General features: G+C 72.0%; 22 protein-coding genes. 10 read left to right on the top strand and 12 right to left on the bottom strand.

All coding sequences use genetic code 11. From position 1 onward, the window contains the following. Positions 1 to 37: 37 nt before the first annotated feature. The gene (locus tag ACPT94_RS31215) at positions 38 to 973 is read left to right on the top strand and encodes a cation diffusion facilitator family transporter (protein ID WP_360345881.1); all 936 of its coding nucleotides are present in this window, start codon (positions 38 to 40) and stop codon (positions 971 to 973) included. A gap of 242 nt (positions 974 to 1,215) precedes the next feature. Continuing rightward, complete coding sequence (gene idi / locus ACPT94_RS31220) at positions 1,216 to 1,809, top strand: isopentenyl-diphosphate Delta-isomerase (protein WP_360345883.1); 594 nt, start codon at positions 1,216 to 1,218, stop codon at positions 1,807 to 1,809. 58 nt (positions 1,810 to 1,867) lie between these two features. On the opposite strand, the gene ACPT94_RS31225 is transcribed toward idi, so the two are convergent. Both ACPT94_RS31225 and ACPT94_RS31230 read right to left on the bottom strand, forming a co-directional pair. Beyond that, complete coding sequence (locus tag ACPT94_RS31225; RefSeq protein ID WP_360345905.1) at positions 1,868 to 2,401, bottom strand: ATP-binding protein; 534 nt, start codon at positions 2,399 to 2,401, stop codon at positions 1,868 to 1,870. Positions 2,402 to 2,575: 174 nt separating this feature from the next. Continuing rightward, a complete protein-coding gene (locus tag ACPT94_RS31230) occupies positions 2,576 to 3,214 on the bottom strand; it encodes an HdeD family acid-resistance protein (protein WP_360345885.1) in 639 nt (212 codons plus the stop codon). Positions 3,215 to 3,326: 112 nt separating this feature from the next. Between ACPT94_RS31230 and ACPT94_RS31235 the strand changes: the two genes are divergently transcribed. Beyond that, positions 3,327 to 4,076 carry an enoyl-CoA hydratase/isomerase family protein gene (locus ACPT94_RS31235; RefSeq protein WP_360345887.1) on the top strand — a complete coding sequence of 250 codons (750 nt, stop codon included), beginning with the start codon at positions 3,327 to 3,329 and terminating at the stop codon, positions 4,074 to 4,076. Here the strand turns inward: ACPT94_RS31235 and ACPT94_RS31240 are convergent. Continuing rightward, positions 4,063 to 4,698: a DJ-1/PfpI family protein gene (locus tag ACPT94_RS31240; RefSeq protein WP_360345889.1), complete on the bottom strand. Its 636-nt coding sequence runs from the start codon at positions 4,696 to 4,698 to the stop codon at positions 4,063 to 4,065. The genes ACPT94_RS31235 and ACPT94_RS31240 overlap by 14 nt on opposite strands. A gap of 43 nt (positions 4,699 to 4,741) precedes the next feature. Then, positions 4,742 to 5,698: a GlxA family transcriptional regulator gene (locus ACPT94_RS31245; RefSeq protein WP_360345891.1), complete on the bottom strand. Its 957-nt coding sequence runs from the start codon at positions 5,696 to 5,698 to the stop codon at positions 4,742 to 4,744. A gap of 152 nt (positions 5,699 to 5,850) precedes the next feature. Here ACPT94_RS31245 and ACPT94_RS31250 point away from each other — a divergent pair, with 152 nt between their 5' ends. The 4 genes from ACPT94_RS31250 (at position 5,851) to ACPT94_RS31265 (ending at position 9,726) form a co-directional block, all read left to right on the top strand. Continuing rightward, positions 5,851 to 5,982 carry an LPFR motif small protein gene (locus ACPT94_RS31250; RefSeq protein WP_268255999.1) on the top strand — a complete coding sequence of 44 codons (132 nt, stop codon included), beginning with the start codon at positions 5,851 to 5,853 and terminating at the stop codon, positions 5,980 to 5,982. 91 nt (positions 5,983 to 6,073) lie between these two features. After that, entirely contained in the window at positions 6,074 to 8,473 is a 2,400-nt protein-coding gene (locus ACPT94_RS31255) for a Tex family protein (RefSeq protein ID WP_425247360.1), read from the top strand. 48 nt (positions 8,474 to 8,521) lie between these two features. After that, a complete protein-coding gene (locus ACPT94_RS31260; RefSeq protein WP_425247361.1) occupies positions 8,522 to 9,085 on the top strand; it encodes a putative glycolipid-binding domain-containing protein in 564 nt (187 codons plus the stop codon). 41 nt (positions 9,086 to 9,126) lie between these two features. Further along, on the top strand, positions 9,127 to 9,726 hold the full coding sequence (locus tag ACPT94_RS31265; protein WP_425247362.1) for a DinB family protein: 600 nt from the start codon (positions 9,127 to 9,129) through the stop codon (positions 9,724 to 9,726). Positions 9,727 to 9,738: 12 nt separating this feature from the next. On the opposite strand, the gene ACPT94_RS31270 is transcribed toward ACPT94_RS31265, so the two are convergent. After that, positions 9,739 to 11,388, bottom strand: a complete 1,650-nt coding sequence (locus ACPT94_RS31270; RefSeq protein WP_360341025.1) for an ABC-F family ATP-binding cassette domain-containing protein — start codon at positions 11,386 to 11,388, stop codon at positions 9,739 to 9,741. 90 nt (positions 11,389 to 11,478) lie between these two features. On the opposite strand from ACPT94_RS31270, the gene ACPT94_RS31275 reads away from it, so the two are divergent. Further along, on the top strand, positions 11,479 to 12,444 hold the full coding sequence (locus ACPT94_RS31275) for an NAD(P)/FAD-dependent oxidoreductase (protein ID WP_425247363.1): 966 nt from the start codon (positions 11,479 to 11,481) through the stop codon (positions 12,442 to 12,444). 183 nt (positions 12,445 to 12,627) lie between these two features. Here the strand turns inward: ACPT94_RS31275 and ACPT94_RS31280 are convergent, their stop codons facing one another. Next, a complete protein-coding gene (locus tag ACPT94_RS31280) occupies positions 12,628 to 13,839 on the bottom strand; it encodes a serine hydrolase domain-containing protein (RefSeq protein WP_425247364.1) in 1,212 nt (403 codons plus the stop codon). 316 nt (positions 13,840 to 14,155) lie between these two features. After that, positions 14,156 to 16,105, bottom strand: coding sequence for a Xaa-Pro dipeptidyl-peptidase (locus ACPT94_RS31285; RefSeq protein ID WP_425247365.1), 1,950 nt, complete (start codon positions 16,103 to 16,105; stop codon positions 14,156 to 14,158). A 200-nt stretch (positions 16,106 to 16,305) separates the two neighbouring features. On the opposite strand from ACPT94_RS31285, the gene ACPT94_RS31290 reads away from it, so the two are divergent. Then, a complete protein-coding gene (locus tag ACPT94_RS31290) occupies positions 16,306 to 17,835 on the top strand; it encodes a M1 family metallopeptidase (protein ID WP_360341037.1) in 1,530 nt (509 codons plus the stop codon). A 16-nt stretch (positions 17,836 to 17,851) separates the two neighbouring features. On the opposite strand, the gene ACPT94_RS31295 is transcribed toward ACPT94_RS31290, so the two are convergent. The 3 genes from ACPT94_RS31295 to ACPT94_RS31305 are packed head-to-tail and all read right to left on the bottom strand — an operon-like array spanning position 17,852 to position 20,762. Then, a complete protein-coding gene (locus tag ACPT94_RS31295) occupies positions 17,852 to 18,766 on the bottom strand; it encodes a PfkB family carbohydrate kinase (protein WP_360341040.1) in 915 nt (304 codons plus the stop codon). Between the two features lie 4 nt (positions 18,767 to 18,770). Next, positions 18,771 to 19,253: a macro domain-containing protein gene (locus ACPT94_RS31300; protein WP_360341043.1), complete on the bottom strand. Its 483-nt coding sequence runs from the start codon at positions 19,251 to 19,253 to the stop codon at positions 18,771 to 18,773. Between the two features lie 42 nt (positions 19,254 to 19,295). Beyond that, the gene (locus ACPT94_RS31305; protein WP_425247366.1) at positions 19,296 to 20,762 is read right to left on the bottom strand and encodes an amino acid permease; all 1,467 of its coding nucleotides are present in this window, start codon (positions 20,760 to 20,762) and stop codon (positions 19,296 to 19,298) included. 217 nt (positions 20,763 to 20,979) lie between these two features. On the opposite strand from ACPT94_RS31305, the gene ACPT94_RS31310 reads away from it, so the two are divergent. Next, complete coding sequence (locus tag ACPT94_RS31310; protein WP_425247367.1) at positions 20,980 to 21,729, top strand: MerR family transcriptional regulator; 750 nt, start codon at positions 20,980 to 20,982, stop codon at positions 21,727 to 21,729. Between the two features lie 20 nt (positions 21,730 to 21,749). Here ACPT94_RS31310 and ACPT94_RS31315 read toward each other — a convergent pair whose 3' ends face one another. Continuing rightward, entirely contained in the window at positions 21,750 to 23,924 is a 2,175-nt protein-coding gene (locus ACPT94_RS31315) for a 3-hydroxyacyl-CoA dehydrogenase NAD-binding domain-containing protein (RefSeq protein ID WP_425247368.1), read from the bottom strand. Between the two features lie 41 nt (positions 23,925 to 23,965). After that, on the bottom strand, positions 23,966 to 25,180 hold the full coding sequence (locus ACPT94_RS31320; protein ID WP_425247369.1) for an acetyl-CoA C-acetyltransferase: 1,215 nt from the start codon (positions 25,178 to 25,180) through the stop codon (positions 23,966 to 23,968). Positions 25,181 to 25,204: the final 24 nt, after the last annotated feature.

The raw sequence follows: 25,204 nt of genomic DNA on the forward strand, positions 1-25,204 counted from the left end.
CACTGTGATCCCGGGCGACACAAGGAGGGCTGTCCTCATGGGGGCTGGGCACGACCACGGCCACACACACGCGCCGACCACCGGTACGGCGGCGGCGGCGTACCGCGGCAGGCTGCGCGGGGCGCTGGCGATCACGCTGACCGTGATGGTGGTGCAGATCGTCGGCGGGGTCCTCGCGGACTCCCTCGCCCTGATCGCGGACGCGGCCCACATGGCGACGGACGCGGTGGGCCTGGGCATGGCGCTGCTCGCCATCCACTTCGCGGGCCGGCCCGCGAGCACGAACCGCACCTTCGGTTACGCCCGCGCCGAGATCCTGGCCGCCCTCGCCAACTGTCTGCTGCTGCTCGGGGTCGGCGGCTACGTCCTGTACGAGGCGGTCCGGCGGTTCTTCACGCCGGCCGCGACCGAGGGCGGGCTGATGCTCGTGTTCGGTGCGATCGGCCTGGTCGCGAACATGATCTCGCTCACCCTGCTGATGCGCGGCCAGGCGGAGAGCCTGAACGTGCGGGGGGCCTTCCTGGAGGTGGCGGCGGACGCGCTGGGTTCGGTGGCGGTGCTGATCTCGGCGGCGGTGATCCTGACGACCGGCTGGCAGGCCGCCGACCCGGTCGCCTCGCTCGTCATCGGCCTGATGATCGTGCCGCGCACGCTGAAGCTGCTCCGCGAGACGCTGGACGTGCTGCTGGAGGCGGCGCCGAAGGACGTCGACATGGCGGAGGTGCGGGAGCACATCCTCGCCCTGGACGGCGTGGAGGACATGCACGATCTGCACGCCTGGACGATCACCTCCGGGATGCCGGTGCTGTCGGCGCACGTGGTGGTGCGCCCGGACGTGCTGAACGCGATCGGCCACGAGAAGATGCTGCACGAGCTCCAGGGCTGCCTGGGCGACCACTTCGACGTGGCGCACTGCACCTTCCAGCTGGAGCCGAGCGGACACGCGGAGCACGAGGCGCGGCTCTGCCACTGAGCCGCACGGTCTCCCGGCCCGCGGTGAGGCATCAGTACGCGATCGGCGGCACGCACTCCGTACGCCCTTTCCGGACGTATGCGCACAACCGTTCCAGACGGTTCCGCGCCCGGCGCGCCGGGCAAGATCACCCACCGGGGCTCCGTTGCCGTGCCCGGACATGCGGGCTTTCGCGCGAAGTACCGGGAGCGCCGGACGCGTGCGGCAGACTGGGGGCGCGAGGACCGATGCTAAGGATGGGTATGCCGATCACACCTGCCACCACGACGACCGCCTCGTCGAACGGCACCGCGGACGCGATTCTGCTGGAACTCGTCGACGAGGACGGCGTGACCATCGGCACCGCGGAGAAGCTCGCCGCCCATCAGCCGCCGGGGCAGCTGCACCGGGCGTTCTCCGTGTTCCTCTTCGACGAGCACGGCCGGCTGCTGATCCAGCGGCGGGCGCTCGGCAAGTACCACTCCCCCGGTGTGTGGTCCAACACCTGCTGCGGCCACCCGTACCCCGGCGAGTCGCCCTTCGCGGCGGCCGCGCGGCGCACGTTCGAGGAGCTGGGCGTCTCCCCGTCGCTGCTGGCCGAGGCGGGCACGGTCCGCTACAACCACCCCGACCCGGCCTCGGGCCTGGTGGAGCAGGAGTACAACCACCTCTTCGTCGGCATGGTGCAGTCCCCGCTGCGGCCGGATCCGGAGGAGGTCGACGACACGGCCTTCGTGACGCCGGCCGAGCTGGCCGAGCGGCACGCGAAGGACACGTTCTCCTCGTGGTTCCCGACCGTGCTGGACGCGGCCCGGCCGGCGGTCCGGGAGCTGACGGGGCCGTCGGCCGGCTGGTGAGCCGGACGCCGGCGGGTGCGGTGGGCGCCGACCCCTGAGGTGGGCGCCGACCGGCGCACTAGACGATGTGCGCGGTCTTGAGCGGCAGGGCGGCCCAGATCACCTTGCCGCCGGTCGTCGTGTGCTCGACGTCGCACGCCCCGCCCGCCTCCAGGGTGATCTCCCGCACCAGGAGCAGGCCCCGGCCGCCCGTCTGACCGTGGTCGGCCTCCAGCGCGGTCGGGCGGTAGGGGTGGTTGTCCTCCACGGACACCCGCACCCACTCGGCGCCGACGGCCACCTCCACCGCCAGCACCGGCGACAGCAGCGCCGCGTGCCGTACGGCGTTGGTCACCAGCTCGGAGACGATCAGCAGGAGCCCGTGGAGCAGGTCGTCGGAGACCGGTACTCCCTGGCGGAACAGCAGGTCCCGCACGGCGTGCCGCGCCTGCGGGACCGAGGCCTCCACGGCGGCGGCGGTGAACCGCCAGACCCCTTCGTACGGCAGCGCTCGCGGCACGTCGTGCTCAAGGGGTTCGTTCTCGAAGGGTTCGAGAGGTGGGCCTGCGTCGCCTTCTGGGCGTGGGCCGGGCCCGCGCCCGTGGTTGTCCATCGTCCGGTCGCCACCCTCGCGCTCGATTGTCACCACACGTCGAGTGTTGGCAACGAGGCGCTCCCCGCCGGATGACTGAACAGAAGTCAGCTGTTATCGAGCGTTTCCGACCGCTGAAGCCCGAGGCGGTCGGAAATGTGGCGACTCCTGTCGCGGTCGTGCCGCCTTCGTGCACTATTCGGGTTGTACGCGTTTGGCGGGACGCTCGCCCGATTCGTCCGCCGGGCCGCTCGCGCCGGCCAGCCGCTCCGAGACCAGCCCGACGATGCGCCGTCCGCCGAAGCCGGTGGCGATCAGTCCGAGGCCGTCGAAGAGCAGGGCGAGGGAGAAGAAGCAGCCGATGACGTACTGGCTGCTGCTCGGCCAGTTCGCGAGCACCAGGATGCCCAGCAGCAGGTCGAAGGCGCCCAGCAGCAGCGTCCAGCCGAACTGCGGGCCGCGGACGACGAGACTGCCGACCAGCCGGAACAGGCCGCCGGTGAGGAAGAGCAGGGCGGCGAACATGGTGAGCGCGTCGGCGGCCGTGTCGGGGCTGCGGATGATCACCGCACCGGCGGCGATGTTCAGGGCGGCGACGATGACGCCGAGCCAGAAGAAGTTGCTGCCGCGGGCCTGGATCGCGTGCAGCAGGCCCACCGCTCCGCCGATCAGCAGCAGCCAGCCGAACAGCAGCATCGAGGTCAGGGTGGCGACCGCGGTGTGGACGAGACCCACGAGCCCGGCGCCGACGAGGATCACACCGAGCGCGGCGAGCCAGCCGAAGCCCCGCTGGAGCTTCGCCGTCTCGCCGTGGGAGTGGGTGGTCGCGGCCATGGACGCCTCCTCACGAGCTCTGTCCCCCTTTGAGTCCCCTTCGCCCCGGTGTCGTAACGCTGCCCCGGAGGCGGTCGGTCACGCGCGCGGGCGGGCGGTTAGCATCCGGCCCATGGAGCCCGAGCTGTTGCACGGCGTCACCGACGCGGTCGCCACCGTCGTTCTGCACCACCCGGCCAAGCGCAACGCCATGACGGTCGCGATGTGGCGGGCGCTGCCGCCGCTGCTGGACAAGCTGGCCGCCGACCCCGGCGTGCGGGCGCTGGTGCTGACCGGTGCGGGCGGCACCTTCTGCGCGGGGGCCGACATCTCCACGCTCCGGGAGTCGCCGGACGAGGCGCAGGGGCTGGCGGTACGGGCCGAGGAGGCCCTCGCCGCGTTCCCCAAGCCGACGCTGGCGGCGGTCAGGGGGCACTGTGTGGGCGGTGGCGCGCAGCTCGCGGCCGCCTGCGATCTGCGGTTCGCCGAGGAGGGCGCGCTGTTCGGGGTGACGCCGGCGAAGCTCGGGATCGTCTACCCGTCCTCCGCCACCCGGCGGCTGGTGGCGCTGGTGGGTCCGGCCACCGCCAAGTACCTGCTGTTCTCGGGCGAGTTGATCGACACGGAGCGGGCGCTGCGGACCGGCCTGATCGACGAGGTGCTGCCGGCCGACGGACTCGACGAGCGGGTCGCGGAGTTCACGCGCGTGCTGGTGTCCCGCTCGCAGCTGACACAGGCCGCCGCGAAGGAGTTCGCGGACGGCCGCACGGACCGGGACGCGCACTGGGCCGCGCAGGCCCGGGGCAGCGGCGACACCGCGGAGGGCGTCGCCGCGTTCCTGGAGGGCAGGCAGCCGCGCTTCTCGTGGACTACGTCAGGATGAAGCGGCTCTTGGACCGGAACTCCTCGACGAGGTGGGCGGGCGCCTTCCGCGGGGATCCGGCGTCGTAGGGCGGCTGGGGGTCGTACTCGGTCAGCAGCTGCACGGCCTGGGCGTGTTCGTCGCCCGCGAGCCTGCCGAGCAGGATGAGCCCCATGTCGATGCCGGAGGAGACACCGGCCGCGGTGACGTACTTCCCGTCGGTCACGACCCGCTCCTGAGTCGCCTCGACGCCGAACCCCTCGAGGAAGTCGAGGGCCAGCCAGTGGGAGGTCGCCCGGCGGCCGTCGAGGAGTCCGGCGGCGGCCAGCAGCAGGGAGCCGGTGCACACCGAGGTCGTCCACGTGCTGGTGGCGTCGGCGGTGCGCAGCCACTCCAGCAGCACCTCGTTGTCCATCTGCGCAGTCTGGCCGGGGCCACCGGGGACGACCACGATGTCCGGGTTCGGCACCTCGGCGAACGTCCGGTCGGCGGTGAGGGCGAGGCTCCCGGTGTCGGTGCGGACGGGGCCGGACTTCTCGGCGACGAAGACGGTCTCCGCGTCCGGCAGACGACCCAGGGTCTCGTACGGGCCGACGGCGTCCAGGGCGGTGAAGCGGTCGAAGAGCACGATGGCGATCTGCATGGGCTTCCTTTCGACGGTAGGGGGCGAGCGGGCTGATCGGCGGTCAGTGGGTGAGCGGGCGGAACCGGCGCCGGTACTCGGCCGGGCCGGCGCCGAGGGCCTTGACGAACGCGCGGCGCATGGCCTCGGGGGTGCCGTAGCCGCTCGCCCGGGAGATCTCCTCGACACCGTCGCCGGTGTCCTCCAGGAGGCGGCGGGCGTGTTCGAGGCGGACCCGGTCGACGTAGCGGCCGGGGGTCGTGCCGGTCTCGGCGCGGAAGGCTCGGGCGAAGTGGCGGGGGGACAGCCGGGCGCGGGCGGCGAGGGACTCGACGGTCAGGTCGTCGGCGGGGTGCTCGGTGATCCACTGCTGGACCTCGCGCAACGGTTCGCGCTGCGCGGTCTGGGCGGCGAGCTGGGCGCTGAACTGGGCCTGGTTTCCGGGCCTGCGCAGGAAGACCACCAGGTGGCGGGCGATGGTGAGCGCCGCCTCCCGGCCCAGGTCCTCCTCGACGAGGGCCAGGGCGAGGTCGATGCCGGAGGTGACGCCGGCCGAGGTCGAGACGTGCCCGTCGCGTACGTAGATGGGGTCGGCGTCGACCTCGACGGCGGGGTGGTCGCGGGCGAGCTGGTCGCAGTACGCCCAGTGGGTCGTGGCGCGGCGGCCGTCCAGCAGACCCGCCTCGGCGAGCAGGACCGCGCCGGTGCACACGGAGACCAGGCGTTCGGCGCGGGCGGCGTTCGCGCGCAGCCAGTCGGTCAGGCGGGGGTCGGGGCGGCGGGTGCCCCGGCCGCCCGGGACGAGGAGGGTGTGCGGTCCGGGGGCGTCGGCGAGGGTGCCGTCGGGCACCAGGGTGAGCCCGCTGGAGGTGCGTACCGGGACGCCGTCCGGGGAGGCCGTGTGCAGGCGGTACGTCCCCGGCGTGTGCTGCTCGGCCCCGGCGAAGACCTCGACCGGGCCGGTGACGTCCAGGCTCTGGACGCCGTCGAAGAGGACGACGAGAACGGTTCGCTGCGCCATGCGGTCGATTCTTCGGGGGCTTCGCGATGGCCGCAACGACGAGTTCCCCACCTTTTCTGCCACCCGGGCGGAGGAGGACGGGCATGGCCGGGCGTCGGCGAGGTACCCGTGCCGTCCCGGCCCGGGCGGCCGGGAGAGGAAAGGAGATTCACGTGTTCCGTGCGATCGCAGACGTACTGCGGCAGATCGGTGGCGCCGTCGCCACTGTGGTGACCCTGCCCTTCCGGGCTCTGGCCCGGCTGTTCGGCGGCGCCTCGGCCTCCACACGGCACGGCAGGGCCTGAGCCTCGCCGAGAGGAGCGCCCTGATCCCCGAGTGTCGGTCTCGCCTGCCACAATTGCCGCGCAACCTCAGTGGAGAAGGCGGTACGGGATCGTGACGACACCCGGGTCCATCGAAGTAGGGTCCATCGAAGGCAGGATCGCCGAGGAACTCGGCGTACGGGAGCGGCAGGTGAAGGCCGCCGTGGAGCTGCTCGACGGCGGCTCGACGGTGCCTTTCATCGCCCGCTACCGCAAGGAAGCGACCGAGATGCTCGACGACGCGCAGCTGCGCACGATCGAGGAGCGGCTGCGCTACCTGCGGGAGCTGGAGGAACGCCGGGCGGCGATCCTCCAGTCCGTGCGCGAGCAGGGCAAGCTCACGGACGAGCTGGAGGCGCAGATCCGGGGCGCCGAGACCAAGGCGCGCCTCGAGGACATCTACCTGCCGTACAAGCCGAAGCGGCGGACGAAGGCGCAGATCGCGCGGGAGGCGGGGCTCGAGCCGCTCGCCGAGGGACTGCTCGGCGATCCGGGCGTGGAGCCCCTCGCGGCGGCTGCCGCCTTCGTCGACGCCGACAAGGGCGTCGCCGATCCGCAGGCCGCGCTGGACGGCGCCCGGGCGATCCTCACCGAGCGGTTCTCGGAGGACGCCGACCTGCTCGGTGAGCTGCGCGAGCGCATGTGGGTGCGCGGGCGGCTCGCCGCGAAGGTGCGGGAGGGCAAGGAGGAGGCGGGCGCGAAGTTCGCCGACTACTTCGACTTCGCCGAGCCGTTCACCGAGCTGCCCTCGCACCGCGTTCTGGCGATGCTGCGCGGCGAGAAGGAGGAGGTCCTCGACCTCGTCCTGGAGCCGGAGGAGCCGACGGACGGGCCCTCGTCGTACGAGGGGATCGTCGCCCACCGGTTCCAGATCGCCGATCGCGGCCGCCCCGCCGACAAGTGGCTGACGGACACGGTTCGCTGGGCCTGGCGCACCCGCATCCTCGTCCACCTCGGCATCGACCTGCGGCTGAGGCTGCGTACGGCCGCCGAGGACGAGGCGGTCAACGTGTTCGCGGCGAACCTGCGCGACCTGCTGCTGGCCGCCCCGGCGGGCACGCGCGCGACGCTGGGCCTGGACCCCGGCTTCCGTACGGGTGTGAAGGTGGCCGTGGTCGACGCGACCGGCAAGGTCGTCGCGACGGACGTGATCCACCCGCACGTCCCGGCCAACAGGTGGGACGAGGCGATCGCCAAGCTGGCGCGGCTGGCGAAGGAGCACGCGGTCGAGCTGGTCGCCATCGGCAACGGCACGGCGTCCCGCGAGACCGACAAGCTCGCCGGTGAACTCATCACGAAACACCCCGAGTTGAAGCTCACCAAGGTGATGGTGTCCGAGGCCGGCGCCTCCGTGTACTCGGCCTCCGCCTTCGCCTCGCAGGAGCTGCCCGACATGGACGTCTCCCTGCGTGGCGCGGTGTCGATCGCGCGCCGGCTCCAGGACCCGCTGGCCGAGCTGGTGAAGATCGACCCCAAGTCGATCGGTGTCGGCCAGTACCAGCACGACCTGTCCGAGGTGAAGCTGTCGCGTTCGCTGGACGCGGTGGTGGAGGACTGTGTGAACGGCGTCGGTGTCGATGTGAACACCGCGTCCGCCCCGCTGCTGGCCCGGGTCTCCGGCATCACCTCCGGCCTCGCCGAGAACATCGTGGCGCACCGCGACGCCAACGGGCCGTTCACCTCCCGCTCGCAGCTGAAGAACGTGGCACGGCTCGGCCCCAAGGCGTACGAGCAGTGCGCGGGCTTCCTGCGGATCCGCGGGGGCGACGACCCACTGGACGCGTCCAGCGTGCACCCGGAGGCGTATCCGGTGGTCCGGCGGATGGTGAAGACGTCCGGGCAGGAGGTGGCCGCCCTCATCGGCAACACGTCGGTGCTGCGCTCGCTGCGTCCGGGCGACTTCGTGGACGAGACGTTCGGTCTGCCGACCGTCACCGACATCCTCAAGGAGCTGGAGAAGCCCGGGCGCGACCCGCGGCCCGCCTTCAGGACGGCCACCTTCAAGGAGGGCGTGGAGAAGATCTCCGACCTGTCCTCCGGGATGATCCTGGAGGGCGTGGTGACGAACGTCGCCGCCTTCGGCGCCTTCGTCGACGTCGGTGTCCACCAGGACGGTCTGGTGCACGTCTCCGCGATGTCGAGGACGTTCGTCAAGGACCCGCGGGACGTGGTCAAGCCCGGCGACATCGTCAAGGTGAAGGTCCTCGACGTCGACATCCCGCGCAAGCGGATCTCGCTGACCCTCCGTCTGGACGACGAGGCGGCCCCCAAGGGCGGTCCCTCCGGCGAGGGCCGGCCGCAGCGCGGTGGCGGGCGTCCGCCGCAGCAGCGGCAGTCCGGCTCCGGTCAGCGCGGCGCGGGCGGCGGCCAGCGCGGCGGCGGCGCCCGCCAGGCTCCGGCGCCGGCGAACAGCGCGATGGCCGACGCGCTGCGCCGGGCGGGGCTGCTCGACCCGAAGAAGGGCCGCGGCTGAGTGCGGCGGGCCGGGCATCGCAGCCCGGCCCGCTCGTACAGTGACTGTATGAGCACTTCCCGTGTCCTGACCTGGAACGTCACGGCGAGCGGCGGATACGAGACCGCTTGGACCGAGAGCGGCGACGGCGTGCTGCGGGCGCGGGGACGTGCGGTCGGGACGGCGCCGCAGCCGTACTGGGTCTCGTACGAGCTCGACACCGCCGACCGGTTCGTGACGCGTCGGCTGACGGTGACGGTCGAGACGGCGCAGCGGACACGCTCGCTCGATCTGCGGCACGACGGCCGGGGTGGGTGGACGGCCGACGGGGAGCGGCTGCCCGGGTTCGAGGACGCCGTCGACTGCGATCTGGGGCTGTGCCCGCTCACCAACACGATGCCGGTGCTGCGGCACGGACTGCACCGGGGGCCGGGCGAGCGGCGGCTGCTGATGGCGTGGGTGTCGGTGCCGGGGCTGACCGTGCGGCCGTCGTGGCAGACCTACACGTATCTCGGACCGACCGGCTCGGGCGCACGGGTCCGGTTCGCCTCCGGGACCTTCCGCGCCGACATCGAGTTCGACGAGGACGGATACGTCCTCGACTACCCGGGGCTGGCCACACGCCTCGCCTGAAAACCCGTTGCCGGAGATCAGCCGGTCGACAGACTGATCGCATGACCGGACATGATCCCAAGGCGGACCTCCAGAAGTATCTGCGGGACGCCCGCGCTGTGCTGCTGTGGAAGCTCGACGGGCTGTCGGAGTACGACGTGCGGCGGCCCGTGACGCCGAGCGGCACGAATCTGCTGGGGCTGGTCAAGCACCTGGCCGGCGCGGAGGCGCTGTACTTCGGGGCGGTCCACGGGCGGCCGTTCACGGGGACGCCGTTGTGGATCATGGGGGACGCCGAGCCGAACGCCGATCTGTGGGCGCGGGCCGACGAGACGCGGGAGGAGATCGTCGGGCTGTACCGGCGGGCCTGCGCGCACGCGGACGAGACGATCGCGGCGCTGCCGCTGGACGCCGTCGGCCGGTTGCCCGGGGAAAGAGAAATCGAGCTGACACTGCCCCACAGCCTCGCCCACATGATCGCCGAGACGCAGCGGCACGCCGGGCACGCCGACATCGTCCGGGAACTGCTGGACGGGGCGACGGGACAGCGGCCGGGCGGCGCCAACACGCCCGAGGCCGACCCGGTGTGGTGGCGGGAGCACCGCGAGCGGGTGGAGCGGGCGGCCGGGGAGGCGGCCGGCCACCCGGCACCGCCCGCGTGAACTTCCGGCGGGTCAACCCGCCCAGGGTTCCGTCACCTTGCCGTCGGCGACCTCCAGGCGGCGGGTGACGCGGACCGCGTCCAGCATGCGCCGGTCGTGGGTGACCAGGATGAGCGTGCCCTCGTAGCCGTCGAGGGCGGACTCCAGCTGCTCGATGGCGGGGAGGTCGAGGTGGTTGGTCGGCTCGTCCAGGACGAGGAGGTTGACGCCCCTGCCCTGGAGCAGGGCGAGGGCGGCGCGGGTGCGTTCGCCCGGTGACAGGGTCGCCGCCGGGCGCAGGACGTGGTCCGACTTCAGGCCGAACTTGGCCAGAAGGGTGCGCACCTCGACCGGTTCGGTGTCCGGGACGGCCGCGCCGAAGGCGTCGAGCAGTGCCTCTGGGCCGTGGAACAGCTTGCGCGCCTGGTCGACCTCGCCGACCAGGACACCGGAGCCGAGGGCGGCGTGTCCGGCGTCCAGCGGGACGCGGCCGAGGAGCGCGCCGAGCAGGGTCGACTTGCCCGCTCCGTTGGCGCCGGTCACCGCGACCCGGTCGGCCCAGTCGATCTGCAGGGACACCGGGCCGAAGGTGAAGTCGCCGCGCCGCACCTCGGCGTCCCGGAGGGTGGCGACGACCGCGCCGGAGCGCGGGGCGGCCGCGATCTCCATGCGCAGCTCCCACTCCTTGCGCGGCTCCTCGACGACCTCCAGGCGTTCGATCATGCGCTGGGTCTGGCGGGCCTTCGCGGCCTGTTTCTCGCTGGCCTCGCTGCGGAACTTGCGGCCGATCTTGTCGTTGTCGTTGCCCGCCTTGCGGCGCGCGTTCTTCACGCCCTTGTCCATCCACGCGCGCTGTGTCTGCGCGCGGTCCTGGAGCGCGGCCTTCTTGTCGGCGTACTCCTCGTAGTCCTCGCGGGCGTGCCGGCGGGCCACCTCGCGTTCTTCCAGGTAGGCGTCGTAGCCGCCGCCGTAGAGGTTGATCCGCTGCTGCGCGAGGTCGAGTTCGAGGACCTTGGTGACCGTGCGGGTGAGGAACTCGCGGTCGTGGCTGACGAGGACGGTCCCGGCGCGCAGGCCGGTCACGAAGCGTTCGAGGCGCTCCAGGCCGTCGAGGTCGAGGTCGTTGGTGGGCTCGTCGAGGAGGAAGACGTCGTAGCGGGACAGGAGGAGGGAGGCGAGGCCCGCGCGGGCGGCCTGGCCGCCGGACAGGGACGTCATCGGCTGGTCGAGGTCCACGCCGAGGCCGAGGGAGCCGGCGACCTCCTCCGCGCGCTCGTCGAGGTCGGCGCCGCCGAGGTCCAGCCAGCGCTCCAGGCTCGTCGCGTACGCGTCGTCGGCGCCCGGTGCGCCGTCGACGAGGGCCTGCGTCGCCTCGTCCATCGTGCGCTGCGCCTCCGCGACGCCGGTGCGGCGGGCGAGGAACGCGCGCACGCTCTCGCCGGGGCGGCGTTCGGGTTCCTGGGGCAGATGGCCGACGGTCGCGGTCGGCGGGGAGAGCCGCAGCTCGCCCCGCTCGGGCGCGGTGAGGCCGGCGAGCAGCTTGAGCAGCGTGGACTTGCCCGCGCCGTTGGCTCCGACCAGCCCGATCACGTCACCGGGGGCGACGACGAGGTCGAGCCCGGAGAAGAGGGAGCGGTCGCCGTGCCCGGCGGCGAGGTTCTTGACGACGAGGGTGGCGGTCACAGACGGAGGATCCTAGTCGGCCCCCGGTGCCGGAGTCGCGGCGGTTTCCCCCCGTCGCCGGTCCACGGTCCGTTCGGTTACGGTCCGGGTGTGGACACTCAGCGCAACGGCGAGGTCGTCGTGGTCGGGGGCGGGGTCATCGGGCTGGCGACGGCGGTGGTCCTCGCCGAGCGGGGCCGCCGGGTGCGGGTGTGGACACGGGACCCCGTCGAGCGGACCACCTCGGCCGTCGCCGGCGCGTTGTGGTGGCCGTACCACATCGAGCCGCTCGCGTCGGCGCGCACGTGGGCGCTGCGCTCGCTGGAGGTGTACGAGGAACTGGCGATGCGGCCCGGGACGACCGGGGTGCGCCTGGTCGACGGGGTCATGGGCGAGACCGACCTGGACGACGTCGAGCGCTGGGCGGCCGACCGGCTCACCGGGCTGCGCCGGGCCACGGCCGAGGAGTACGGCGCCGGGCGGGGCATCTGGGCGCGGTTGCCGCTGATCGACATGACGGTTCATCTGCCGTGGCTGCGGGAGCGGTTGCTGCGCGCGGGCGGCACCGTCGAGGAGCGGACCGTGTCCGACCTGGCGGAGGCCGACGCGCCGGTCGTCGTCAACTGCACGGGCCTCGGCGCCCGGGCCCTTGCCGCGGACGCGTCGGTACGGCCGCAGCGGGGGCAGTTGGTCGTCGTGGAGAACCCCGGGATCAGCACCTGGCTCGTCTCCACCGGCCCGGACGGTGAGTCGGCCTACCTCCTGCCGCAGCCGGGCCGGTTGTTGCTGGGCGGCACGGCGGAGGACGACGCGTGGTCGCTGGAGCCGGACCCGGCGGTCGCCGAAGGGATCGTGCGGCGCTGTGCGGCGCTGCGGCCGGAGGTCGCCGAGGCGCGGGTCCTGGACCACCGGGTGGGGCTGCGGCCGGTGCGGGACGCGGTGCGGCTGGAGCGGGAGATCCTGCCGGACGGGCGGACGGTGGTGCATCACTACGGGCACGGCGGGGGTGGGGTGACCGTGGCGTGGGGGTGTGCGGAGGAGGCGGCCGGGCTGGTGTTCTCCGCCGCCGCCTCCTAGGAGGAGATTCCGCACGGGACCGTGTGGGAGTTCCGGACCGCCGCCGCCGGCAGGATGCGACCCGAGCGGTACGGGGCCTGGGCCGCTCCCGCACAGCTCCACCGCCCGTCCGTGGCCCCGCCGGGGCCCGGGCCCGGCCGACGCCGTGGCGCTCGCGCACCTGGCCCGCGCGTCGCCCGCCGCTCACTCCAGGATCAGTGGTTTCTCCGGGGCGAGATGCTGGGCGATCGACACCAGGAGCGCGGTGCTGAAGTTCTCGGCGGTGTCGCTGCCCCTTCCCTGTGTCGCGGCCGTCGCGATCGCGATCTTCCTGGAGGGCAGATAGGCGACCGATCCCTGATAGCCGGCGAACGACGGATTCTGCAGGAGCCAGGTGTTCTGCACGGCCAGCCCCAGGGCGTAGGACGTCCTCGGCGTCACCTTGGCGACGGGGGTGATCTGCGCCTTGTGCGACTCGGGCGTGAGCAGCTTCCCCTCGCCCCACGCTGCCACCGACTTCCCCATGTCCTCCAGCGTGCCCGTCATGACCGCTCCCGGGGCCAGCGTCCATGACGGGTCCCAGTAGGTGGCGTCCTCGAAGACACCCCGCTCGTTGTCGAAGGAGTGCAGCACCGGGGCGGGGATCTCGGCCGTGGACGGGTTGTCGGTCCCGGTCAGACCGAGGGGCTTCAGGATTCTTTCGCGCATCACTTCCGCGAGGGGCTTCTTCCTGACCTTGGAGATGATGTCGCCCAGGATCACCCAGTTGGCATGCGAGTAGACGAACCCTGAGCCGGGGGGTTTCTGGAGGGGTTTGGAGAAGGAGAAGCCCAGCAGTTGCTCCGGCGTCCAGTGCCGGAAGGGATTCTTGTAGAGCGCGGCGATGAACTGGGGGTTCTGGACGTAGTCCGCGTAGCCGGAAGTGCTGGAGGCCACCATCTTCAGGGTGATCTCCTTCGCGTGCGGCAGGTCGGGGAGCCACCGGGAGATCTTGTCGTCGAGCCGGACCTTTCCCTCGTCGACGAGTTCGAGCAGTTCGGTCGTCAGATACGGAATGGCGACCGCGCCGATCCGCAGGTGCATGTCGGTCGTCGCGGGGACGCCGGTCATCGTCTCTCCGGAAGCGACGCTCGTGACCTTCTCCCCGTCGATCCAGACCCCGGCCATGGCTGCGGTGAGCTTGTACTTCTTCAGGGAGCCGGCGACCTGGTTCCTGACGAAGGCCTCACTGTCGGAGGGAATGCAGCTGCCGCCTCGGGAGATCTCGTCGGACGAGCAGGCCCTCGGCGCGCTCTCGGCCTCCGTGGCCGTCGTGGCGACACAGCCCGTGAGCGAAGCGCCCAGCAGCCCCAGGGCCGGCGGCAGGCATATGAGGGCGGTTCTCGCGGTGTGACGCGTGGCTTCGGGTCGACGCACGGCGGAGCCTCCATACGGGTCGAAGGCTGCGATTCCCCCATGTCGCACCTGCGGGCTTCGTTCCGGACGCTAACCGCCGGTACCGGCCGTCGCGCCCCGGGCGCCCCCGTTCGGGTGAGGCGGCCCCGCTGGATCGCGAGGCCGCCCCGGCCGTGGCGGTGCCCTGCCCCGGGACGCGCGTCGGGATGCGGCCGGCCTTCTTCACCCCGAGATGCGGGGTCCGCCGCGGCGAGACCGCCGGGTCCCGCCGAGAAGCCGTCACGCCCGCGTCGGGAGCGACGCGGGCGTGACCCTGTGACGACAACGCCTGGGAGGCTTACGGGATCCGGTACGGGTGGCGCGGTGCCGAGACGCCGTCCAAGGGTGTGGAATCGGGTGCCGTCACGCGTGGGGAGCCGGCTGTGGCTCCCGCGAACGCCTTGGCGCCGCCGACCAGCGGGACCCGGGCCGAGGTGCGGGACAGGTCCAGGGTGAGGGTCGGGGTGTCGGCGGGCGGATCGATGAGGTCCTTGTCGGTGCCCGCGACGATCAGCGCCAGGCGGTGGCCGGCGGGGACGACGTGGTCGGTGGCGGCCAGGTCGAGGGTGATGCCGTAGGGCCTGCCCGGGGTGAGCGGGACGCCCTTCCCCGCGTGGGCGTAGGTGCCGAGGTCGGCCCAGCCACGGCTGAGGACCGTGAAGTCGACGTCGGTGGTCCGCGCCTCGGTCTCCTTGAAGCAGGCGCTGTCGCCGGTGGAGCTGACGCCCCAGCAGGTGCGGTCGGCGAGGGTGGTGATGCCCTCGCCGCTCGCCGCGTAGTCGCGGATGGTGTCGGGGCCGAGGTCGGCCAGGACGGCCGTCAGGTGAGCCGTGGGGGTCGTGGGCGTGGCGGTGACGGTGACTTCGGAGGAGCCGGACAGGCGCAGGTCACGGGTGAGGGGCGCGGTCACGAAGCCGGCCTTGTCGGGGGTCGGGGTGTCGATCCGTGCGGCCCAGTCGGTCTCGCCGGTCCGCGGGTCGTCGGTGAAGGTCTCGGTGCCGGTGCCCTTGCGCAGGCCGAGCGTGCCGACGCCCGCCTGCTCGCCGCCGGACGGCCGCAGGGTCGTCGTCTTCGTGCCCCTCGGCGGCCAGACCGTGGACGTCTCCCACTGGTCGGGGTGGCGTTCGATGTCGGCCATGGGCTCGCGGTCGATGCCGTTGTCGTAGCCGAGGAGTTCGTGGTCGAACCAGCGGTGCAGGGTCTCGACCCAGGTGGCGCGGCGGAAGTCGAAGGGGTCGACGTGGCCGGTCTGGGAGAGCCAGATCTTGCGCTCGACACCGTTCTTCGCCAGGGCGTCCCACCACTGGCCGACGTGCTTCATGCGGACGTTGAGGTCCTGAAGGCCGTGGACGAGGAAGACGCTGGCCTTGACCTTGCTCGCGTCCCTGACGTAGTCGCGCTCGGTCCACAGGCCTGTCCAGTCGCCGGTGCGCGGGGCGTCGTCGACGAGTCTGCGCTGCACGGCGGCGCACCTGGCGCGGGCGTCGGGGCTGTCGACGTAGTCGGAGAGCCAGTCGGGGCCGGAGTCGTAGAGCGGGGCGCCCTGCTGGAAGTAGTAGTCGTACCAGGAGGAGATGGCGCTGATCGGGACGATGGTCTTCAGGCCCTTCACGCCGGTGGCGGCGACGCCGTTGGCGATGGTGCCGTCCCAGCTCTTGCCGATCATGCCGGTGCTGCCGTTGGTCCAGCCCGCTGTGGCGGTGGTGGCGCCGGTGCGGGTCGTGTACGCCGTGGCGCGGCCGTTCAGCCAGTCGACGACGGCCTTGGCGGAGAGGATGTCGGAGCGGCCGCCGACGTCGACGCAGCCGTCGGAGCGGTTGGTGCCGGCCAGGTCGACGCCGACGAAGGCGTAGCCGCGGGGCACGAAGTAGTTGTCGTAGAACAGGGGCATCCGCACGACGTCGCCGTTCGCGTCGTACGTCTTCTTCTGGCTCTCGTTGCCGCGTCCGCAGCAGGAGTAGTAGGGGCTGGCGTCCATGATGACGGGCACCTTGCGGCCCTGTCGGGCGGGTTCGCGGGGGCGGACGATGTCGACGGCGACCCGGTCGGTCTTCCCGTCGCCGTCGCCGTCGAGGCGGGTGTCCACCCAGACGGCCTCACGGATGGCGTTCTCGTAGGAGTAGACGGGTCTGCTCTCGCGCGGGGTGGTGGCGTGGGCCGCTGCCGGGGTGAGGAGGGCGGCCACCAGGGCGGTGACGGCGGCGGTCGCGAGCGGTCTCCAGATCGTGAAGCGCGTGCGTGTCGGCATGCGCGGGACGGTACAGCGGTCAACTCGCGGGCAGAAGAGGGCGATTGGGTGTCGGATGTGGCCGGAACACGTCCATGGGCCGGGTTCGGTCATGACGGCCGAATGGCGATCGTGTGACAGCGGTGGTCGTGGGCAGGTCCTGGGCACAGGGAGTCAATAGGCTCCGAACAGACTTCGTGCCCCTACGACTTGGAGCTCTCGTGCACCGCAGATTCATCGCGCCGGGCGCCTTGGCCGCCGCGTCCGTCCTGCTGGCGATCCCGGCGTCGGCCGCGAGCGTCTCCCCCGGCGCCCCGGGCATCGGTGACCCCTACTACCCGGCCTACGGCAACGGCGGATACGACGTCTCCCACTACGACCTGCGGCTGAAGTACCAGCCCGCCACGGACCGGCTGGAGGGTACGGCGACGATCCTCGCGAGGACCACCCAGGACCTGTCGCGGTTCAACCTGGACTTCCTGCTCGACGTCGGCGAGGTACGGGTCAACGGCGCCAAGGCGGCCTTCGCGACCTCCGGCGAGCACGAGCTGGAGATCACGCCGAGGACGCCGCTGGCCAAGGGCGCCGCGATCACCGTCGTGGTGCGCTACAGCGGCGTCCCGTCGTCGAAGCAGGCGTACGGCTTCACCAGTTGGCACCGCACCCCCGACGGCGGGGTCGGCGCCAACGAGCCCGAGGCGGCCTGGTGGTGGTTCCCGAGCAACGACCACCCGCTGGACAAGGCCACCTACGACGTGTCGGTCCAGGTGCCGGACGGCACCCAGGCCATCTCCAACGGCACGCTGCAGTCGACGACCTCCCGGGCCGGCTGGACCCGCTTCAACTGGCGGTCCGACAAGCCGCAGGCGACCTATCTGGCCACGCTCGCGGTCGGGAAGTTCGACATCACGACCGGTACGACCGACAGCGGCATCCCGGTCGTCAACGCCTACAGCAAGGACCTGGGCGCCAACGCCGGCGCGGCGCGGGCCAGCATCGAGCGGACCGGGGAGATCGCCGACTGGCTGACCGAGTACTTCGGGCCGTACCCCTACAACGCGCTCGGCGGCTATGTGCCCAACGTGACCACCGGGTACGCGCTGGAGACGCAGACGCGACCCTTCTACAGCCCCCGGCAGTTCGCCGCCGGGTCGAACACCTCCGTGGTCGTGCACGAGCTGGCCCACCAGTGGTACGGCGACCTGGTGTCCGTCGCCGGGTGGAAGGACATCTGGATCAACGAGGGCTTCGCGCGGTACGCGCAGTGGCTGTGGTCCGAGCACGAGGGCGAGGGCACCGCGCAGGAGATCGCCGACTACGTGTACGCCTCGCGGCCGGCCGACGACCCGTTCTGGACGGTGAAGCCCGGGGATCCGGGACCGGAGAACCAGTTCCACCTCGCGGTGTACGACCGGGGGGCGCTGACGCTGCAGGCGCTGCGGAACGAGATCGGGGACGAGGCGTTCTTCGCGATCCTGAAGGGCTGGCCGCAGAAGCACGCCTACGGCAACGCGACCGTCGCCGAGTTCCAGCGGTACGCGGAGGAGGTCTCCGGGAAGTCCCTGGGCGCGCTGTTCGACACCTGGCTGTTCCAGCCGTCGAAGCCGGCGGCGCCCGCGGCACGGGAGGCGTCGATCTCGGCCCGGCCACTGGGCACGCCGGGGGCGCCCGCGCAGCCCAGGTCGTGGAAGAAGATCGCCGCGACGAACGGCGTGCACGACCACGACCACGCGCACGGGCGCGAGGGCTGAGTGACGGCCGGGTGGCTCAGGGGGCGGGGGCTCCCCGGGCCGTCCGGGCCAGGAGGTCGTCCCGGCCGATCGCGTCCGTCTCCGTGGACGGCACCGTGCAGGCGTACGCCCCGGCCACCGCGCCGTAGAGGGCGCAGGTGAGCGGTGGTTCGCCGGTGAGTCGGCCGTAGAGGAAGGCGGCCGCGAAGGCGTCTCCCGCCCCGTTGGAGTCCACCACCGGGGCGGGGAGCGCCACCGCCGGAACACGGGTCAGCTCACCGTCGGCCAGCAGGTACGCGCCCTGTGCGCCGGCGGTGGCGACGACGACCTCGGCGCGGCCCCGTCCGGCGATGCGGCGCATGGTCGCCTCGGGGTCCGTGAGGGCCGCCGCGGAGAGGAAGACGACGTCCGCGGCGAACGCGAAGGCCTCGTGGTACGGGTTGCGGCCGTCCCAGTTGTGCAGATCGGTGGAGACGGTGACGCCGGCCTCGCGCAGCGCGGGCAACGCGGGGGCGCAGGGGTGGGTGAGGGACACGTGCGCGTGGCGGCTGGTCGCGGCCAGGGCCCGCAGGGTGTCCTCCGGGAACCGGTCGTCCGGATGCGCGCGGCTCGTGTCGTACAGGGACAGTCGCCGTCCGTCCGGGCCGACCAGGTTGACCGCGCGCTTGGTGCCGGCGGGCTGCGGGATCGCGGTGAGCGCGATGCCCTTCTCCCGGTGCAGGGCGCGGACCAGGTCGCCCTCGGGGTCGTCGCCGAGGAAGTCGAGGTGGTGAGTGCGCAGGCCGAGGGCGCTCAGTCCGAGGGCCACGAAGTCCCCGGTCTGCCCCGCGCGGGCGCGGACGCCGCTGTCGATCATGTAGCTGTCGGCGTACGGGAGCGGCAGCTCCGGCACGTACACGACGGTGTCCACGCCCGCCCCGCCCAGGACCAGCACATCGATGTCGCGGTTCACCGCGCTACCCCTCCCCGTGGTCGTATACCGTCACCGCGATCCCCCGCTTCACCAGCCGCTCGGTGATCAGCGGTTCGATCCGGGACCACTTGCCGCCGGCCAGGCCGCAGCCTATCCGGGGCAGGTGCACGGACGCGTCGAGTGCGGCGGCCCTGTCGGCCAGGCGGGCCAGTGCCGCGTCGATCGCCTCGTAGCGGACGGGAACGCCCTTGCTGCCCGTCCGGATGCCGCGCTGGCCGACCATGTTGGCGACCCACACGTACGGCTCGACCTGGACGAGCTGGACCGCGCCCAGACCGAAGTCGTTGGACGCGCGGTCGCGGTGCCAGGCGCGGTAGGCCGCCTCCGGCTGCGGCCAGCGGCGCGAGAGCGCCACGACGAAGCCCTTCCCCCATCCCCCGATGTCGTTGCAGACATGGGCGATCACCTTGACGCCCTTGACCGACGGCACGGTGGCGTCACCCCGGACATAAGTGATCTCCGACATGACGCCACCGTAGGCGATGCCACTGACAACCGCCCTGGCCTGCTACTTCGTGAGATCGGCGAGTTCCCGCCCGGCCGCATCGGCCACCCGTCGACGGATCGCGAACCAGCCGCCGACGAGCGCGGCCGCGACGACCGGGACGAGCAGGAGGGTCTTGCGGCCGACCTCGGGGTCGTTCCATATCAGGCCCAGCACGGCGAGCAGGAAGGCGATCGTGACGATCTCCGTGGCCGGGCTGCCGGGGAGGCGGAAGGAAGGACGGGCGAGCAGTCCGGCCTTGGCGCGGCGGACGAAGACCAGGTGGCAGATCATGATGATCACCCAGGTGCTGATGATGCCGAGGGAGGCGACGTTCAGCACGATCTCGAAGGCCTGGTCCGGCATCAGGAAGTTCAGGCCGACGCCGAGGACGCACACCGCGCAGGTGAGGAGGATGCCGCCGTAGGGGACCTGGCTGCGGTTCATGCGGGCGGTGAACCTGGGGGCCGAGCCCGCCATGGCCATGGAGCGCAGGATGCGGCCGGTGGAGTACAGGCCGGAGTTCAGGGACGACATCGCGGCGGTGAGGACGACGAGGTTCATCACGTCGCCGGCGCCGGAGACGCCGATCTTCGACAGGACGGTGACGAAGGGGCTCTCGTCGGCGGAGTAGACCGAGCCGGGCAGCAGCACGGCGAGGAGGACGACGGAGCCGACGTAGAAGAGGCCGACGCGCCACATGATCGAGTTCACCGCGCGCGGGACGACCTTCTCCGGCTCGGCGGTCTCGCCCGCGGCCACGCCGACGAGCTCCAGGGCGGCGTACGCGAAGATCACGCCCTGCATGACGAGGACGACGGGCATCAGGCCGTGCGGGAAGACGCCGCCGTGGTCCGTGATCACGCTCAGGCCGGGCGTCTGCCCGCCCACGTCGTGCTGGGTGGCGAGCAGGAAGATGCCGACGCACATGAAGGCGACGAGGGTGGCGACCTTGACGATCGCGAACCAGAACTCCATCTCGCCGAAGATCTTCACCGAGATGAGGTTCACGGCCAGCACCACGGCGAGCGCGATCAGCGCCAGCACCCACTGGGGGATGCTCGTGAACATGCTCCAGTAGTGGGTGTACAGCGCGATGGCGGTGATGTCGGCGATGCCGGTGGTCGACCAGTTCAGGAAGTACATCCAGCCGGCGACGTAGGCGCCCTTCTCGCCGAGGAACTCGCGCGCGTACGAGACGAAGGAGCCCGAGGAGGGGCGGTACAGGACCAGCTCACCGAGGGCCCGGACGACGAAGAAGGCGAAGACGCCGCAGACCAGGTAGGCGAGGGCGAGCGCCGGGCCCGCGTCGTGGAGGCGCCCTCCGGCGCCCAGGAAGAGGCCGGTGCCGATCGCGCCGCCGATGGCGATCATGTTGACGTGGCGGTGCTTGAGGTCCTTGCTGTAGCCGGCGTCGCCCGCGTCGGCGGGCAGCGCGCTCGCCCGGGAAGGGGCGGCGATGTCGGCCGTGTGCACGGTGTCCTTGCTCACGGGTGGTTCCACTCTCTGGTGCGCCCGGGCGTTGTGCGCGCGGGTGTCCGTACGGTCACGGCCCGCGGCTCCCGGGTAGGGGCACAGACCGAGGGGCAGCTTCCCAGAGGGCCGGCGACCATGCGATGGCTCGCGTCACAGAGCGTTACTTCTCACAAGGTCCTCACCGCGGCGCCACGGGTTTCACAGCACTGGTGTGCCAGTGATACTGCTGCGTATGACGATCGAGACCGAGGAGCCGGCCCTCACGGTCGACGAGCTGGCCGCCCGGGCCGGTGTCACGGTCCGGACGGTGCGCTTCTACAGCACCCGGGGACTGCTGCCCCCGCCGGTCATCGGTCCGCGCCGGGTGGGGCGCTACGGACCGGAGCACCTCGCGCTCCTCGCGCTGATCGAGGAGCTGCAGCGGCAGGGCATGACGCTGGCCGCCATCGAGCGCTACCTGGACCGGCTGCCGCCCGGTCTCGACGCGCACGACCTCGCCGTCCACCGCGCGGTGGTGGCCTCCTGGGCGCCGGACACGGTGGAGACGGTGACCCGGGAGGAGCTCCAGCAGCGGGCGGGGCGGACGCTGAGCGAGGAGGACGTGGAGCGGCTGGTGGCGATGGACGTCGTCGAGGGACCGCCGGCCGGCGCGGGCGCCGAGGGTGTCGAGGGCGCGGTCGGCTCCTACCGTGTCGACCGCGGTCTGCTGCCGCTCGGGGTCCGGCTGCTCGACGTGCCGCTGTCGCAGGAGGTGATCCTGGCGGCGCGCACCACGCTGATCGAGCACGCGCGCGCGGCGGCGCACGAGCTGTCGCGGCTGTTGCGGGAGGCCGTCGCGGAGCGTGACGCGCAGGACGTGAAGTCGCTGACCGCGCAGATGCATCCGCTGGTGGTGCAGGCGCTGCTGACGACCTTCCAGCGGTCGCTGCGGGAGGAGCTGCGGCAGTGGCCGACGGAGCCGGAGGCGGGCGGGTCCGGCTGACCCGCCCGCCGGCAACCGTCTCAGCGCCCGTCCGTGAAGGTCTCCCCCCGCTCCGCCTTCTCCACCAGCAGCGCCGGCGGGGTGAAGCGGTCGCCGTAGCGTTCGGCGAGTTCACGCGCGCGGGCCACGAATCCGGGCAGCCCACCCTGGTAACCGTTGATGTACTGCAGCACGCCGCCGGTCCAGCCGGGGAAGCCGATGCCGAAGAGGGAGCCGATGTTGGCGTCGGCCACGGAGGTCAGCACTCCCTCCTCGAGGAGCCGGACGGTGTCGAGGGCCTCGGCGAAGAGCATGCGTTCCTGCATGTCCTCGAAGGGGATTTCGGCGCCCGCGCGCGTGAAGTGCTCGCGCAGGCCCGGCCACAGGCCCGCCCGCCTGCCGTCGACGTAGTCGTAGAAGCCGGCGCCGCCGCTGCGGCCGGTGCGGCCGAACTCGTCGACCATGCGGTCGATGACGGCCTCGGCGGGGTGCCCGGGCCAGGTGCCGCCGGCCTCCTCGACGGCCCGCTTCGACTCGGCCCGGATCTTGCGGGGCAGGGTGAGCGTCAGTTCGTCCATCAGGGACAGCACCTTGGCCGGGTAGCCCGCCTGGGCCGCCGCCTGCTCGACGGACGCGGGCTCGATGCCCTCACCGACCATGGCGACGCCCTCGTTGATGAAGTGGCCGATCACCCGGGAGGTGAAGAAGCCGCGCGAGTCGTTGACGACGATCGGCGTCTTCTTGATCTGCCGGACCAGGTCGAAGGCGCGCGCGAGCGCCTCGTCGCCGGTGCGCTCGCCCTTGATGATCTCGACGAGCGGCATCTTGTCGACGGGCGAGAAGAAGTGCAGCCCGATGAAGTCGGCCTGCCGCTCCACGCCTTCGGCGAGGGCGGTGATGGGCAGGGTGGAGGTGTTGGAGCACAGCAGGGCGTCCGGCGCGACGACGTGCTGGATCTCCTGGAAGACCTTGTGCTTGAGGGAAGTGTCCTCGAACACGGCCTCGATGACGGCGTCACAGCCGGCCAGGTCCTGCGGGTCCGCGGTGGGGGTGATCCGGGCGAGCAGCGCGTCCGCCTTCTCCTGGCTGGTACGGCCCCGGGAGACGGCCTTCGCGCACAGCTTCTCGGAGTAGCCCTTGCCCTTGACGGCCGCTTCCGGCGAGACGTCCTTGAGGACGACGTCGATGCCCGCGCGGGCGCACGAGTAGGCGATGCCGGCGCCCATCATCCCGGCGCCGAGGACGGCGACCCTGCGGACCTGGCGGGGCTCGATGCCCTGGGGGCGGTTGGCGCCGGAGTTGACGGCCTGGAGGTCGAAGAAGAAGGCCTGGATCATGTTCTTCGAGGTCTGGCCGGCCGCCAGCTCCACGAAGTAGCGGGCCTCGATGACCTGCGCCGTCTCGAAGTCGACCTGGGCGCCCTCGACGGCCGCGGCGAGGATGTTGCGCGGGGCCGGGTAGGGGGCGCCGCTGGTCTGCTTGCGCAGGGTGGCCGGGAAGGCCGGGAGGTTCGCCGCGAACTTGGGGTTCGACGGAGTCCCGCCCGGGATCCGGTAGCCCGGCCTGTCCCAGGGCTGCTGCGACTGCGGGTTCGCGTCGACGAAGGCGCGGGCCTTGGCGAGGAGTTCCTCGGGGGTGGCGGCGACCTCGTGGATCAGGCCGTTCTCCAGGGCGCGCCGCGGGCTGTACTGGGTGCCCTGGAGGAGGACCTTCAGGAGCGCGTCGGTGATGCCCAGCAGGCGTACGGTGCGCACGACGCCGCCGCCTCCGGGGAGCAGGCCGAGGGTGACCTCGGGGCAGCCGATCTTGGAGCCGGGGGCGTCGAGGGCGATCCGGTGGTGGCAGGCGAGGGCGAGTTCGTAGCCGCCGCCCAGGGCGGCGCCGTTGATCGCGGCGACGACCGGCTTGCCGAGGGTCTCGATGCGGCGGAGGTTGCGCTTGATCTCCAGGCCGCCGTCGAACAGCTCCTGTGCGGTGTCGGGGGTGACGCGGATGAGGTCGCGCAGGTCGCCGCCGGCGAAGAAGGTCTTCTTGGCGGAGGTGATGATGACGCCCCGGATGGTGTCCTTCTCGGCCTCCAGGCGGTCGGTGATCACCGCGAGGGACTCGCGGAACGCCTGGTTCATGGTGTTCGCGGACTGGCCGGGGTCGTCGAGGACGAGGGTGACGAGGCCGGTGCGGTCCTGTTCCCAGCGGATGGTGGTGCTCTGTGTCATGACAGGGTCTCCGTAGAAGTCTGTGGGTTCCGCCGGGGTGTTCAGACGCGTTCGACGATCGTGGCGATGCCCATGCCGCCGCCCACGCAGAGCGTGGCGAGGCCGTAGCGCTTGTCCTGGCGCTCCAGTTCGTCGACGAGCGAGCCGAGGATCATCGCGCCGGTGGCGCCGAGGGGGTGGCCGAGGGCGATGGCGCCGCCGTTGACGTTGACCTTGTCCAGGGACAGGCCCATGTCCTTCACGAAGCGCAGGACGACCGCCGCGAAGGCCTCGTTGATCTCGACGAGGTCGATGTCGTCGATGGTGAGGCCGGCCTTGGCGAGGGCCTTGCGGGTGGCGGGGGCGGGTCCGGTGAGCATGATGGTGGGCTCGGAGCCGGAGACGGCGGCGGAGACGATCCGCGCGCGGGGGGCGAGGCCGTAGCGCTCCCCGACCTCCTTCGAGCCGATCGCGACGAGGGAGGCGCCGTCGACGATGCCGGAGGAGTTGCCCGCGTGGTGGACGTGGTCGATCTTCTCCACCCAGTGGTACTTCTGCAGCGCCACGGCGTCGAAGCCGCCCAGGTCGCCGATGTCGGCGAAGGAGGGCTTCAGCTTGGCGAGGGAGTCGGCCGTGGTACCCGGGCGCATGTGCTCGTCGTGGTCGAGGACGACGAGGCCGTTGCGGTCCTTCACCGGGACGACCGAGCGGTCGAAGCGGCCCTCCTTCCACGCCGTGGCCGCCCGTTCCTGGGACAGGGCCGCGTACTCGTCGACGTCGCGCCGGGAGAAGCCCTCGACGGTGGCGATCAGGTCGGCGCCGATGCCCTGCGGCACGAAGTTCACGGCGAGGTTGGTCATCGGGTCGTTGAACCAGGCGCCGCCGTCGGAGGCCATCGGCACCCGGGACATCGACTCCACGCCGCCCGCGAGGACGAGGTCCTCCCAGCCGGAACGGACCTTGACGGCGGCCAGGTTGACGGCCTCCAGGCCCGACGCACAGAAGCGGTTCTCCTGCACGCCCGCCACCGTGTCCGGCAGGCCGGCGGCGATCGCGGCGATCCGCGCGATGTCGGACCCCTGGTCGCCGACGGGGCCGACGACGCCGAGGACGATGTCGTCGATCGCGGCCGGGTCGAGGGACGGGAAGCGGTCGCGCAGCTCATGGATGAGGCCGACGACGAGGTCGATGGGCTTGGTTCCGTGCAGGACGCCGTTCGCCTTGCCACGCCCGCGCGGGGTGCGGATCGCGTCGTACACGTACGCTTCGGTGCTCACTGGTGGGCCTTTCGGGAGGGTGGG

This window comes from Streptomyces aurantiaciflavus, assembly GCF_049808595.1.
GTDB lineage: Bacteria > Actinomycetota > Actinomycetes > Streptomycetales > Streptomycetaceae > Streptomyces.